Origin of the sequence: Paramicrobacterium salitolerans (genome assembly GCF_051513965.1) — a bacterium.
GTDB lineage: Bacteria > Actinomycetota > Actinomycetes > Actinomycetales > Microbacteriaceae > Paramicrobacterium.
In genome coordinates this window covers 200542-212693 of the sequence record NZ_CP195847.1, presented here as the reverse complement: position 1 = coordinate 212693, position 12152 = coordinate 200542, and the positions used below count along the sequence as shown (strand labels likewise).

At 68.2% G+C, this 12152-nt stretch carries 11 protein-coding genes; 3 read left to right on the top strand and 8 right to left on the bottom strand.

What is annotated here, in order from left to right:
• Window positions 1-24 precede the first annotated feature (24 nt).
• Both ACSAGD_RS01005 and ACSAGD_RS01000 read right to left on the bottom strand, forming a co-directional pair.
• On the bottom strand, window positions 25-1026 hold the full coding sequence (locus ACSAGD_RS01005; RefSeq protein WP_437585202.1) for a polyprenyl synthetase family protein: 1002 nt from the start codon (window positions 1024-1026) through the stop codon (window positions 25-27).
• A gap of 113 nt (window positions 1027-1139) precedes the next feature.
• Window positions 1140-1850 (bottom strand): demethylmenaquinone methyltransferase, encoded by a 711-nt coding sequence (locus tag ACSAGD_RS01000; protein WP_437583849.1) that lies wholly within the window; start codon window positions 1848-1850, stop codon window positions 1140-1142.
• A 64-nt stretch (window positions 1851-1914) separates the two neighbouring features.
• On the opposite strand from ACSAGD_RS01000, the gene ACSAGD_RS00995 reads away from it, so the two are divergent.
• A complete protein-coding gene (locus ACSAGD_RS00995) occupies window positions 1915-3189 on the top strand; it encodes an isochorismate synthase (RefSeq protein WP_437583848.1) in 1275 nt (424 codons plus the stop codon).
• A 245-nt stretch (window positions 3190-3434) separates the two neighbouring features.
• Here ACSAGD_RS00995 and menD read toward each other — a convergent pair whose 3' ends face one another.
• Both menD and ACSAGD_RS00985 read right to left on the bottom strand, forming a co-directional pair.
• On the bottom strand, window positions 3435-5489 hold the full coding sequence (gene menD, locus ACSAGD_RS00990; protein ID WP_437583847.1) for a 2-succinyl-5-enolpyruvyl-6-hydroxy-3-cyclohexene-1-carboxylic-acid synthase: 2055 nt from the start codon (window positions 5487-5489) through the stop codon (window positions 3435-3437).
• Window positions 5407-5880, bottom strand: a complete 474-nt coding sequence (locus tag ACSAGD_RS00985; protein WP_437583846.1) for a PLDc N-terminal domain-containing protein — start codon at window positions 5878-5880, stop codon at window positions 5407-5409. The genes menD and ACSAGD_RS00985 overlap by 83 nt, the downstream gene beginning before the upstream one ends.
• Window positions 5881-5969: 89 nt before the next feature.
• On the opposite strand from ACSAGD_RS00985, the gene ACSAGD_RS00980 reads away from it, so the two are divergent.
• Window positions 5970-6419 carry a DUF4229 domain-containing protein gene (locus ACSAGD_RS00980; RefSeq protein ID WP_437583845.1) on the top strand — a complete coding sequence of 150 codons (450 nt, stop codon included), beginning with the start codon at window positions 5970-5972 and terminating at the stop codon, window positions 6417-6419.
• Between the two features lie 86 nt (window positions 6420-6505).
• Here the strand turns inward: ACSAGD_RS00980 and ACSAGD_RS00975 are convergent, their stop codons facing one another.
• From ACSAGD_RS00975 to ACSAGD_RS00965, 3 genes are all read right to left on the bottom strand, one after another.
• The gene (locus tag ACSAGD_RS00975) at window positions 6506-7516 is read right to left on the bottom strand and encodes a 1,4-dihydroxy-2-naphthoate polyprenyltransferase (RefSeq protein WP_437583844.1); all 1011 of its coding nucleotides are present in this window, start codon (window positions 7514-7516) and stop codon (window positions 6506-6508) included.
• Between the two features lie 39 nt (window positions 7517-7555).
• Entirely contained in the window at window positions 7556-8728 is a 1173-nt protein-coding gene (locus tag ACSAGD_RS00970; protein WP_437583843.1) for an AMP-binding protein, read from the bottom strand.
• Between the two features lie 264 nt (window positions 8729-8992).
• On the bottom strand, window positions 8993-9895 hold the full coding sequence (locus ACSAGD_RS00965; protein ID WP_437583842.1) for a 1,4-dihydroxy-2-naphthoyl-CoA synthase: 903 nt from the start codon (window positions 9893-9895) through the stop codon (window positions 8993-8995).
• Between the two features lie 268 nt (window positions 9896-10163).
• Between ACSAGD_RS00965 and ACSAGD_RS00960 the strand changes: the two genes are divergently transcribed.
• Window positions 10164-11162 (top strand): o-succinylbenzoate synthase, encoded by a 999-nt coding sequence (locus ACSAGD_RS00960; RefSeq protein WP_437583840.1) that lies wholly within the window; start codon window positions 10164-10166, stop codon window positions 11160-11162.
• 36 nt (window positions 11163-11198) lie between these two features.
• Here the strand turns inward: ACSAGD_RS00960 and ACSAGD_RS00955 are convergent, their stop codons facing one another.
• A complete protein-coding gene (locus ACSAGD_RS00955) occupies window positions 11199-11915 on the bottom strand; it encodes a hypothetical protein (protein WP_437583839.1) in 717 nt (238 codons plus the stop codon).
• Window positions 11916-12152: the final 237 nt, after the last annotated feature.

Sequence of the window (12152 nt, the reverse complement as noted above, 5' to 3'; positions counted from 1 at the left end):
TACGCTGGGTGACGCGTATGGAAACTACCTGTCTCTGTCGGCCAGACGGTTGCCGAACTGAACGAGCGCCTCTCTGACGGGGCCGTCCGGCAGCACGTCGAGCGCGGCGATCGCCTCTGCGGCCCACCGCTTGGCTTCGTCGCGGGTTCGCTGCGTCACGGGGTGCGCGCGCAGTTCGGCCACGGCCGAGAGGAATGAGTCGGATGCCGCAGCAGCGGGGTCCCCCGCATCGGCGTCGATCCGTCGCACAAGGTCAGCGGCTGCGGCATCCGTCACAGCCTGCTGCCGAAGATAGATCATCGGCAGCGTTGCCACGCCCTGACGCAGATCGGTGCCCGGCACCTTGCCGGTCTGCTCCGGCTGCGGTGACAGATCGATCACGTCGTCGACGAGCTGGAAAGCCACGCCGATCTTCTCGCCGAACTCCCGCAGGGCATCCTCGTACTCCTCGGCAGCGTGCGAGAACAGCGCACCCGCACGCGCTGACGTCGAGATGAGCGACCCCGTCTTGTCGGCGAGCACCTGGATGTAATGCTGCTCTTCGTCCTCGCCATCCTGCGGGCCGACGGTCTCGTGCAGCTGACCGAGCACGAGGCGCTCGAAGGTGCTCGCCTGCAGGGTGATCGCCCGCTCGCCGAGCCCCGCCATCAGCGTGCTCGCCCGGGCAAACAGCAGGTCACCGGTCAGAATCGCAACCGAGTTGCCCCACACGGTGTGAGCGCTCGGAACGCCGCGCCTGCGATCGGCGTGGTCCATGACATCGTCGTGGTAGAGCGACGCCAGGTGGGTGATCTCGATCGCCTTCGCGGCATCGTAGACCTCCTGCGTGTTTCCGTCGCCGAGCTGCGCGGCGAGCAGAATGAGCATCGGCCGCACGCGCTTTCCGCCCGCTTCGAGCAGGTACCGCCCTGCGGCATCCGCAACGGAATCGGTGAATGCGAGATCACTGACGAGCTGCCGCTCGATCTCCACGAGACCCTCGTCAATCGAGGCGACGAGACGTCGCATCGACGGCGACATCATCATGCGCTCGGTCAGGCCCAGCTGGCGCGACAGGCGAGTGTCGCGCGGGGTCGTGCTCACATCCACCCCACTACCCTATCCGTCTCTGTCTGGTACGGCGGCGAGAACGGATGCCGCTATGCGCGCGGCTTCTCACCGCGGTGAAGCGCCGCGATACCCGCGCTCAGGTTGCGGTACTTCACGCTGCGCCAGCCGGCATCGCGCAGCCAGCCAGCGAGGCGCTTCTGATTCGGCCAAGCACGGATCGAATCGTTGAGGTATGTATACGCATCGGAGTTGGAGCTCACGAGACGCACGATCAGCGGCATGATGCGCGAGATGTAGAAGTTGTAGGCGACGCGGACGAGCCCGACAGGCGGAGTGGAGAACTCGCACACGAGGAGGCGGCCGCCCGGCTTGGTGACGCGCAGCATCTCGGCGAGCGCCTTCTTCGGGTCGACGACGTTGCGCAGCCCGAACGAGATGGTCACGGCGTCGAATTCTGCATCGTCGAACGGCAGGTTCGTCGCGTCGGCCTCGACGAACTCGACGTTCGGCAGATGGCCGTATTTTCTGCGGCCCACGGCGATCATGCCGGGCGAGAAGTCCGCAGCCACCACGGTCGCGCCGCTCGCGGCGAGGGCGACGCTCGAGGTGCCCGTGCCGGCCGCGAGATCGAGAATGCGCTCTCCCGGTCTCGGGTCGACGGCACGTCGCAGCGAGATGCGCCAGAGTCGGTCGTTTCCGACAGACAGAACGTCGTTCGTGAGGTCGTATCGGTCTGCGACCTGGTCGAACATCGCAGAGACCTGCTCGGGCTGCTTCTCGAGATCCGCCGTGTTGGTCATGCGGGCAAGTCTACGTCGCCCGGCCGAGGCATCCGCACAGCGTGCCCTGGGTAGGCTTGAGGCCGTGACCAACCCCGACACGCCGCGGCTTGTCGTCGACACCACCCCCGTCGGCGATGTGTCGCTTCTTCTTCCGCACACCTCACCCGAGACGCCGCTCGCCTGGCTCCGCAAGGGAACCGGAATGGTAGGCGTCGGCGAACTGCTCCGGCTCGAGTTCCAGGGCGAGAATCGCATGAGGGATGCTGCAGAAGCGTGGCGCGCCATCGCGGCATCCGCCCGTGTCACCGACCGCGTGGGCGTCGCCGGCACCGGACTCATCGCCTTCGGCGCGTTCGCGTTCTCTGCGCTGTCGCAGGTCTCGAGCGTTCTCATCGTGCCGCGCACCGTGATCGGTCGCCGTGGTGGGCGTCATTGGGTGACGCAGATCCGCTGTGAGGGCGACGAGCTCCGCGAGTCGCGCAGGGGTGTCACGGATGCCGCCGAGCAGATCGTCGCCGACCCGACGCCCATCGGCGACGCGTTCGGCGTGGAGTTTCTGTCGGGACAGGAGTCCGCGGACTCCTACACGCTGCACGTCGCTCAGGCGGTCGAGCGCATTCAGAACGGCGAACTCGACAAGGTAGTGCTCGCGCGCGACCTGGTCGGGGCGGTGCCCGAGGATGCCGACATGCGACGCTTCGTCATCGATCTCGCGCAGGGGTATCCGGACTGCTGGACCTACGCGGTCGACGGCCTCATCGGATCGAGCCCCGAGACGCTCGTCAGCGTCACCCACGGCTCGGTGACCGCCCGCGTGCTCGCGGGCACGACCGGCCGCGGCGACGGCCCCGATGCCGACGAGCAGGCCGCCGTCGCCCTCGCCACCTCGCAGAAGGACAACGACGAGCACGAGTTCGCTGTGCAGAGCGTCGTGCGCTCCCTCGAACCGCATACCTCGCACCTGGCCGCGAGCGAGGTTCCGTTCACGCTCAAACTGCCGAACCTCTGGCACCTCGCCACCGACATCGAGGGGACGCTCAGTGACGGAGCATCCTCTCTCGACCTCATCGAGGCGCTGCACCCGACCGCTGCCGTTGCGGGGTCGCCGACGCCCGATGCCGTCGCGATGATCGACGATCTGGAGCCCTTCGACCGTGGTCGCTACGCCGGTCCGGTCGGTTGGGTCGACGCCGACGGTGACGGCGAGTGGGCGATCGCTCTGCGGTGCGCTCAGTTGGAGGGCGGCGCGCTGACCGCATACGCCGGCTGCGGTGTCGTGGGTGAGTCGGTGCCCGAGAAGGAACTGACCGAGACGCGCATCAAGTTCCGCCCGGTGATCGACACGCTCGAGGGCTGACGGCGCGCGGCATCCTGCGGTCTGAGCCCGCGCGCGGCATCGGCGGTCCGCCCGCGCGCGGTATCGGCGGTCTGCCCGCGCGCGGCATCCTGCAGTCTGAGCCCCGCCCCACGAACGCCAGCACGACCAGGCCCAGCACGACCAAGCCCAGCACGACCAAGCCATCTGCGGTCAATAGTGACTGCCGCGGCACGCTCTAATGACCGCAGAGCGCTCTCTCGCCGGTCGGTGACTCGAGCTAGCGCTCAGCGCTCGAGCGGAACCTCGACGAGCACCGGTGCCGAACGGGGCGTCGTGAGCGCCTGTTCGAGTTCGCCGCGGTTCGTCGCGCGCGCGTACTCCCAGCGGTACGCCGTCGCGAGTGCTGCGAGGTCGACGTCGTGCGGCGTGTACTGCACCCGATCGAAGGCGTCGCGGTCCGCGGTCGCGGCGACCTCGAGCCCGTCGAAGATCGACCCGCCGCCGTCGTTGCCCACGACGAGCTGCAGGCGTGGCCATGCTTCACCGTGCCCGCCGAGCATCGAGCCGGCGTCGTGCAGCAGAGCGAGATCGCCGATGAGCACGCGCGTCACCCCCGGCTGTCCGTCACGCTGCTGAGCTGCGGCGATGCCGTGCGCGGTGGCGATCGTGCCGTCGATTCCGGCGAGGCCACGGTTCGCGTGCACAGGGATCTTCTTGCCGCCCACGACTGCGTCCGCCTCGCGAATCAGGCGGGATGCCGCCATTACGAGACGGTCGTGCGGCCATGTTGCGCGCCACAGCTCCTCTGCGAGCATCCGCCTGTCGACCGGCGCCCGCACGGCGTCGAACTCGGCGCGTGTGTACCGCAGACGTGCCTGCGGATCGTGCGAGTGACCATCTTCGAGCGAGGGCGCGGTGTCGCGTTCGGCTGCGGCGACAAGTTCGCGTGAGGCGACGATCCACTGGCCCAGCCAGGCGCGGTCGGCTTGCCCCTCACCGACGAACGCAGCCCCGACGCGGCGCGCGCGCCGCCCCGGGTTGTAGAACTCGGCGCCCGCGGGGTCGACGACGATCACCTCGACGTCGTCGCGCTGCAGCAAAGCCGGCACTTCACGACTCAGCGTGGGATGCCCGAAGACCACGGCCCGCTCGATCCGGCCGCCCAGCGACGCGTCGCGCAGAAGCTCCCGGTAGGGCACAACGAGGTTTCGGCCGAAGCGGGCGCCGCTCACGACCTCGGCGAGGAGCGGCCACGAGCCGGCGTGCGCAAGTTCCTCGGCCTCGGGGCCGGCGGCGTGCCCCGCGATCACGACGGTGCGCGGGCCGCGGTCGAGAACCACGGTCGGCAGTTCGAAGCGCACCGAGACCGGCGTCCGTGTGCCACTTTGTGCGCCGTCCCGCGCACCTTCAGCAGACAAACCGGCACGCGACTCAGAGACCCCCAGCTCAGGGACACGCGACTCAGAGGCCCCCAGCTCAGGGGCACGCGACTCAGAGACCCCCAGCTCAGAGGCACCCTCCTCAAGGGCCCCAGACCGTGTGCCACTATGTGCGCCCTCCGGCGCGTTTTCGGCAGACAAACCGGCACGCAATTGGTCGGGCGCAAGCGCAGAGGACAGCGGCTCCCGGAACGCCACGTTCAGGTGCACCGGACCAGCACCGGCGGCGAGACGCCCACGCGCAGAACGCACTGCCTCGCGTGCGAGGAGCTGCGCTCTCGCGGCATCCTGTGCCTCACCCTCGGGTGCGGCCACGTCGCGCTCAAAGCGCACCGCACCGCCGAAGATCCCCGGCTGCACGGTCGTCTGGTTGCTGCGGATGCCGCGGAGCTCCGCCGGGCGGTCCGCGGTCAGAAGAATGAGCGGCACACGCGAATGGTGCGCCTCAAGCACAGCCGGGTGCAGGTGCGCGACGGCCGACCCGCTCGTCGTCACGACAGCGGCGGGAGTTCCCGTCTCGATGCCGAGGCCCAGCGCGAAGAACGCCGCCGACCGCTCGTCGATGCGCACGTGCACGCGCAGAAGCCCCTCGATTTCGAGAGCGGATGCCGCCAGCGCCAGCGCCTGCGACCGAGATCCGGGGCACACCACAACGTCCGTCATGCCCTCGCGCGCGAGCGCCGCCAGCAGGGCGAGCGCGTATGCCGTCGCCGGAGCGGCTGCCCCCGCAGCAGTCGAAGCCGCAGTCGTCGAAGCCGCAGTCACTGGAGCCGCGGACGTGTCAGATGCCGCGCCGGGCACGGCGTCAGAACTGCCCTCAGGCATCCGAACTGTTCGAACCGGTGCCGTGACCGTGGTCGGAGGGATGCTCGTCGCCGTCGTCGCCGGAGGTGTCAGCATCGCCGCGCTTCGGCTTCTTCGAGTCGTCGCCCGACGCGGCATCCTTTCGCTTCTTCTCGTCGCGCGGACGAATGATGTCCTCTTCGGCGTCGAGGGCCGCGAGCTCAGCTTCGAGCTGACGGATGCGTTCGTCCTGCTCGCTGTCATGGCGCAGTCCGCCGAGGAACGACGGATCGTCGTCGGGAGCGATGTCACGCGCGAGTTCTGCGCCGCCGCGGCCGATAAGGTACCAGAGCACGAGGCCGATGATCGGCAGGATGAGAATGACGACGATCCAAACCGGCTTGCTCAGCCCCCGAACCCGGCGATTGTCGATGATCGCGCAGTCGACCACCGAGTAGATCGTGATGGCCACGATCACCGGAATCAAGATGAAGAGCAGGCGTGCCATACCCTCATGGTATCTGTCTTATGCGGTTAAAGTTCTGGGCACTTGCGCATCCAGCCGGCAGACAGCAGCGGGAGCCTAAAATTGGTGGTGTGAAGCGCATTCCTCCGGCCGTGACCTATACGATTCTTCGCCTGCTGACGTTCTTCGTTCCGCTTGCGATTCTGCTGCTGCTCGGCTTCAACGAGTGGTTCTCGGCCATCATCGCGGCGCTCATCGGCTTCGCTGTCTCTCTCGTGTTCCTGCGTCGTTCGCGCGAGCAGGTCGCAACCGCGATCTACCGCAAGCGCACGGGCGCCAATGAGCCCACGCACGATGGCTCGTCCGATGAAGACGTCGAAGACGACATCGTCGAGCACGCCGAGCCGATTGCCGACGAGGGTGATTCGACGGATGCCGCAGAGGCTGCGGGTGCGCAGAGCACGGGCGAGGGTGTTCAGGGCACGTCCGAGAGCGCCGAGGCCGACCTCATTGGCGACGCGGATACGTCCGCCGGCGAGACCGCCCGCGCGGCCGCCGAGCGCGACACCAACTCGAAGTAGACCGTGCTGCCCGCGCCGCTCGCCGACCACCGCATCGACGAAGCCGTCGCCTTGTGGGATGCCGCAAGGCTGACGCGCCCCTCGCCTCAGAACGAGTACCCGACGAAGAACGCCGCGCCGTACAGCAGCTGCGTCACACCGACGAGCTTGAGTGCCAGCACAAGCTCCTTCGGGGTGCGCGCGGTGACCACGATCACGCAAGCAGGCAGTGCCGAGAGCAGCGCGAACCCGGCATACCAGACGCCCACGTAGAACACGCCGACCCAGCCCGCGATCGCGAACGGCACGAGCATGAAGATCACGAACACGACGCGTGAGGCCACCGCTCCGATCAGCACGGAGAGCGTGCGCTTTCCGGTGAGCTTGTCGCCCTCGCGATCGCGCAGGTTGTTGACGAGAATGGCCGACATGGCGATCAGACCGACGCCGACGCCGCCGTACCAGACCTCCTGATTGAGCTGACCGACCTGCACCCACATGGTGCCGAGCGTCGCGACGAGACCGAAGAACACGAACACGAACAGCTCACCGAGCGCGTAATAGCCGTAGGGGCGCTTGCCGCCGGTGTAGAACCAGGCGGCGAGAATGCACGCCGCGCCGACCGCGATGAGCCACCACTGCTGCGTGGCGATGGTGATGAGGATGCCCGCTGCGGCAGCGATCGCGAAGAACAGCAGCGCCACGGTGAGCACGGCCTTCGGGCTCGCCTTGCCCGAGCCGACGAGACGGCCCGGGCCCACGCGCAGCCGGTCGGTGCCCCGCACCCCGTCGGAGTAGTCGTTCGCGAAGTTCACGCCGATCTGCAGAGCCATGGCGACGGCGAGGCAGAGCAGCGCACGCACCCAGTGGAACTCGTCGGGCGCACCCGCTATGCGCGCGGCACCGGTTCCGACGAGCACGGGCGCGATCGACATCGGCAGCGTCGGGATGCGCGCCGCGCGAATCCAGTCGCCGAAGGTCGCGGGCTTCACCTGCTGAAGCGGTCGCGCTGCGGGGTTACCGCTCTTGCCGCCGCCCTTGCGTGCGACGTAGCCGGACTGCGCCGCCTTGCCCTTCGACCCGGACTTCTTCGCCGGGCTCTTGCTCTGTGCTGCCACGAACAACCTCCTGCTCCGCGGCAACTTTACTAAACATCGCTATGCGAGCGTGCGCTCCGCGACAGCGCGGGCGAGCGCCTGCCGGTCGGGTTTGCCCGAAGCGAGAAGGGGAATGGATGCCACGGTGACGACGCGCGCCGGTCGCGCCGGTTTGCCGAGCGCCGTGCCGACGGCATCCTGGATCTCATCGAGTCGCGCCCCCTGCACATCGGTGATGACGACCGGAACCTGACCCCACCGATCATCGGATGCTGGTACGACAACCGCCCCGTCGAGCCCGGGCAGCGCGCGGACGACGCGCTCCACACGGTCGAGGTTCACGTTGATGCCGCCGGAGACGATGACGTTGTCGGCGCGACCCAGAATCGTGAGAACGTCGTTCTCGATCGTGGCGAGGTCGCCCGTGCGATACCAGCGGCGGGCATCGCGCGACACGAACGACTCCCCCGTGCGGCCGGCGTCGAGGGTGCCGTCGTCGGCGAGGTACCCGTCGGAGAGCATGGCTCCGGTGAGTTCGAGTTCGCCGTCGACGATGTTCATTTCGACGCCGGGCAGAGCGCGTCCGTTGTAGACGCAGCCACCCGCGGTCTCGCTCGCGCCGTACGTGCGGAACACGTGCAGGCCCAGCAGTTCGGTGCGTTCGCGAATGGGGTCGGGCAGGGCTTGGCCGCCCACGAGGATGCCGTCGAAGCGGCGCAGCGCCGTCACCCCGGCGCGCGTCTGCAGCAGTTGCATGAGCTGCACCGGAACGAGCGACGTGAACCTGAGGTCCCCCGTGAGTTGCTTGCTCGCGTCGATGAACGCGGCCGGGTCGAAGTGGCCGGGCGGCAGCACGAGCGGCGTCGTTCCGGCGGCGATGGAGCGCACGAGCACCTGAAGGCCCGCGACGTAGTGCGCCGGAAGCGCAAGCAGCCACTGCCCCGGGCCACCCATGACCGATTCAGACGCGGATGCCGAGGAGAGCAGAGCGTCACAGCTGAGCACGACGTTCTTGGGGACCCCCGTCGACCCTGAGGTGCGGACAACCGCGGCCGTCGCATGCGGCACATCGGGGAGCTCCGAGCCGTGGTGGGCGGCGAGCGCGACGTCGCCGGGCTGCGCTCCGGGCGCGAGCGGAAGCACGGCGGGACCGGAGCGGTCGAGTGCGCCGCGCATTGCGTCCATGAGCGCGAGGGGTTCGGATGCCGGAGTGGCGGCGAGACTTCGCGTCATGTGCCGAGTCTACGTCGCGCCGCTCTGCTGCGCCTCAGAATGTGAGCGCTGCGCCGGACCCCGCCCTGCTTCACCCGGCGCCCACCCCGACTACGCCCCACCCGCGATCGTGTGCCACTTTGTCTGCCCAAGGCGCCGGCTGAGGCCGCACATAGTGGCACGCGGTTGTCGAGGACGCGGGGTTGGGCACGCGTGGGCGTCAGCTCAGGCCGCGGAGCCGGCACGCGCGGGCGTCAGCGAGACCAGCGCGCGGGAAGGGCGCGGTCAGTAGTGCCAGGGGTACGGCGACCAGTCGGGGTGGCGCTTCTCGAGGAACGAGTCGCGGCCCTCCACCGCCTCATCGGTTCCGTAGGCGAGGCGCGTGGCCTCCCCCGCGAAGACCTGCTGCCCGACGAGGCCGTCGTCGACCGCATTGAAGGCGAACTTCAGCATGCGGATCGCGGTCGGCGACTTCGTCAGGATGCGGCGTGCCCAGCGCAGCGCCTCATCTTCAAGCTCCGCGTGCGGCACGACCGCGTTCACGGCGCCCATCTCATAGGCCCGCTGAGCCGAGTACGTGTCTGCGAGGAAGAACACCTCACGCGCGAACTTCTGCCCGATCTGACGCGCGAAGTATGCGGACCCGTAGCCGGCGTCGAACGAGCCGACATCGGCATCCGTCTGCTTGAACTTCGCCGTGTCGCTCGCAAGCGTCAGGTCGCACACGACGTGCAGCGAGTGCCCACCGCCGGCCGCCCAGCCGGGGACGACCGCGATCACGACCTTCGGCATGAAGCGGATGAGGCGCTGCACCTCGAGAATGTGGAGGCGCCCCGAGCGGGCCGGGTCGATGCCCTCCGCGGTCTCCTCCTCGGAGTACTTGTAGCCGTCGCGGCCGCGGATGCGCTGGTCTCCGCCCGAGCAGAACGCCCATCCGCCGTCCTTCGGGCTGGGGCCGTTGCCCGAGAGCAGCACGACGCCCACCGTCGAGGTTGTGCGGGCGTGATCGAGCACACGATACAGCTCGTCGACGGTGTGCGGCCGAAAGGCGTTGCGCACCTCGGGGCGGTCGAACGCGACGCGGGCGACGCGGCCGTCGTGCGTGTGGTGGTACGTGATGTCGGTGAGCTGCTCGAAGCCCGCCACCTGCTGCCACTCGGATTCGTCGAAGATCTCAGACACCGTCATGCCTCAATCGTAGTTCGGCGCCCGCACCCCACTCCCAGTTCCGCGCCCGTACCCCACTCGTCATTCCGCACCCGCGCCCGCACCCCACTCGTCATTCCGCACCCGAGCCCGTACCCCACGCGTCATTCCGCACCCGCGCTCTAGAGAATCGGAAAATTTTGCGGTGCTGCGGCGAGTCGAGCCGCAACACGCCGCAGCTCTCGGCGGTTTTCCGACTTCGTGACGCCACACGGCCACATGCGCTCCCCGCCCGAGAGACAATGAGCGCATGCCCTCTGCACTCCCTCCCCTCGACGAGCTTCTCGCCCGCGCCCACGTCGTCTCGCTGCCGCTCAGCACCCGGTTCCGCGGCATCACCCTGCGCGAAGCGATGATCCTCGAGGGGCCGAACGGGGCGACGGAGTTCTCACCGTTCACCGAGTACGAGGATGCCGAGGCGGCGACGTGGCTGCGAGCAGGCATCGAGTTCGGGTGGGGTGACGAGCCGAGTCCGCTGCGACGACGCATCCCCGTGAACGCGACGATGCCGGCGGTCGCCCCGGACCGCGTCGAGGCCGTGCTGGCGCGCTACGACGGCTGCCGCACCGTCAAGGTGAAGGTCGCCGAGCGCGGCCAGTCCCTCGCAGACGATGTCGCTCGAGTCGCCGAGGTCAGGCGACTCATGGGCCCCGAGGGCCGCGTGCGCCTCGACGCGAACGCGGGCTGGAACGTCGACGAGGCCGAGCGCGCCATCCACGCGCTCGCGGAGTTCGACCTCGAGTACGTCGAGCAGCCGTGCCCGAGCGTCGAGGAACTCGCCGAGGTGCGGCGCCGCGTGACGCACATGGGCATCCCGATCGCGGCGGATGAGAGCGTCCGCAAGGCAGATGATCCGATTGCGGTGGCCAGAGCGGATGCCGCAGACCTGCTGATCGTGAAAGCGCAACCGCTCGGCGGCATCCATCGCGCCCTCGCCATCGTGCGGGAGGCGGGGCTTCCCGTGACGGTCTCAAGCGCCCTCGACACGTCTGTCGGGCTGGCGCTCGGGGCGCACCTCGCGGCGTGCGTCCCCGAGTTGCCCTACGATTGCGGGCTCGGAACGGCGTCGCTTCTCGCCGCAGACGTCACGGACGAGCCGCTGCTCGCACACGGCGGCTCAGTCGACGTTCGCCGAGTCGATGTCTCACAGAGGATGCTGCGCGACTACGCAGCCCCACCCGAGCGCGACGCCTGGTGGCGCGACCGCCTCACCCGCTGCTACGCGCTGCTCAGCCACGACGAGCACTGAACGGGCGAGAGCCCAACGTCCTCAGAGAGCGGAAGCTCACCCGGCAGGCGTGCTGAAAGCCCAGAGTCCGCCCGGCGAGGCCGGGTTCTCCGACCCCGGCTCGACCGTCCAGGAAGGGAAGCTCTGGGGGCTATCTTCCGTGCCCTCGGCAGCGGTCACCGTCCCGGTGCTCCGCCAGGTCCAGATTCTCCGGTCGAGCCGAATGCTTCCCTCACCCGTCGAGAGCCAGTTCTCGGGTACGTTCCATTCCGTCGTCACCGAGATGCTCTGGCCCGGCGCGAGCGTCGTGCCCGCGTCGCCGATCGTGATCACTTCCGTTCGAGTGTTCCCGTACTCATCGGATGCGTCCTGGTGAGTCCATGCGGCAGCGTATCCGGGAGCCGACACAGAGACAGGGGCGAACAGTGTCGGGTTCGTCGCACTCGGCTGTCCCGCGGAAGGCTTCGGGATGCTCCCCTGGATGTTGAACGGCACGTTGAAGCTGATCGTGAACGGGCCGGCGATCGGGTCCGTCGTCGACGCATTGGAGATAACCCAGGTGTACGTGAACGTGTTGTTATCGGAACTCAGCGTTCCAGGACCGGGAGCGAAGGCGAGGATTCCGTTTGTCACTGACGCGGCCGCAGCCGGTGTGCTGACGGCTAAGGCAATGACCGGCGCTGCCCAGGCTGCCGACACGGTCAGCGTCCGACGTGTGATTCCGCGCTTTTCAGAGCTGTCCGCAACGGCGACATCGTTTTCATGGTTTGTCACGTATCTCTCCTCGTGTACGTCAGACTGATCGCCAATCTGTGAGCTAAAGCTAGCCAGATTCCACCATTAATGCAAGCGCTTCCATTAATTATGTCGCCCGACGTTCACGTGCCGAGAGTGCAACCCGGTGCAGTTTGTGCGGCCATTGTCACGCGCGAACAGCGATCTTTTTGTGAATCCCACGAGATGTCGAGGATGCCCCCAGCGTCGCCGTTTCCCACATGCGACCCTTTATGT

Excerpts from the sequence above, each read along its gene's own strand:
- ACSAGD_RS00965 (WP_437583842.1), bottom strand. The coding sequence starts at position 9,895 with ATGACGGTGTCTGAGATCTTCGACGAATCCGAGTGGCAGCAGGTGGCG.
- menD (WP_437583847.1), bottom strand. The coding sequence starts at position 5,489 with ATGCTGACACCTCCGGCGACGACGGCGACGAGCATCCCTCCGACCACG.
- ACSAGD_RS01005 (WP_437585202.1), bottom strand. The coding sequence starts at position 1,026 with ATGATGATGTCGCCGTCGATGCGACGTCTCGTCGCCTCGATTGACGAG.
- ACSAGD_RS00985 (WP_437583846.1), bottom strand. The coding sequence starts at position 5,880 with ATGGCACGCCTGCTCTTCATCTTGATTCCGGTGATCGTGGCCATCACG.
- ACSAGD_RS00970 (WP_437583843.1), bottom strand. The coding sequence starts at position 8,728 with ATGACGCGAAGTCTCGCCGCCACTCCGGCATCCGAACCCCTCGCGCTC.
- ACSAGD_RS00960 (WP_437583840.1), top strand. The coding sequence starts at position 10,164 with ATGCCCTCTGCACTCCCTCCCCTCGACGAGCTTCTCGCCCGCGCCCAC.
- ACSAGD_RS01000 (WP_437583849.1), bottom strand. The coding sequence starts at position 1,850 with ATGACCAACACGGCGGATCTCGAGAAGCAGCCCGAGCAGGTCTCTGCG.